The sequence below is a fragment of the Aliivibrio sp. S10_S31 genome, assembly GCF_014694495.1.
In the GTDB taxonomy this organism is placed as follows: domain Bacteria; phylum Pseudomonadota; class Gammaproteobacteria; order Enterobacterales; family Vibrionaceae; genus Aliivibrio; species Aliivibrio fischeri.
In genome coordinates, this window is the sequence record NZ_JAAUWR010000096.1 from 1 (window position 1) to 618 (window position 618).

Consider the following 618-nt stretch of genomic DNA (forward strand, 5'->3'; position numbering starts at 1 on the left):
TGTAGGCTAGCAAAATACCCCAGAGTTCCTGCTTGACCATATCAGGGCGCTTACTTCGTAATGTATATTCGCTATCAAGCAAGGTTTGCTTCATTTCACGATAACCTAATTCAATTTCCCAACGGTAGCGATAAAGCTCTACGATGTCTTCACCAGGAAAGCGCAACACATCACGCATAGATGTAAGCACCTGATACTTCTTACCTTTAATCATTTTCGACACTAACCTTGCTTCGATTACCTCAGGGAGGTCACTGAACTTCTTTCTTGCCTGAGGAGTTGTTTTGATAGCAACGATAGCATCACTCTGGCTGTATTTATGAACGATTTCATATTGGAAGTCTTTTCTCACAGGGAGCATCCAATGCCTTTCTTGACCGACTTTGTTCCAGCGGTTAAGTAGCCCTAGAGAGTAATATCCTTTGTCAAAAATAGTAAGCGAATGATCTGGAGTTTGTTCAATTAGCTCTTCTGCAAGCCGCATTTCGCTGGTTCGATAATCAGAGAATGCACTATCAATTAGCTGATGACTCGTAAGCTCCATCAAGCAAACCATACGTATTTTAGGGTAAATATTCTCAGATGAATTATTACGTTGTGCTTTAAATTCTTGATGGT

Annotated in this window: 1 protein-coding gene; it reads right to left on the bottom strand. The window is 40.8% G+C overall.

Annotated features, from left to right (window positions below; all coding sequences use genetic code 11):
• Positions 1 to 618 (bottom strand): IS4 family transposase (locus HC728_RS19775; protein ID WP_190395987.1); only part of this gene is annotated, 618 nt, incomplete at both ends.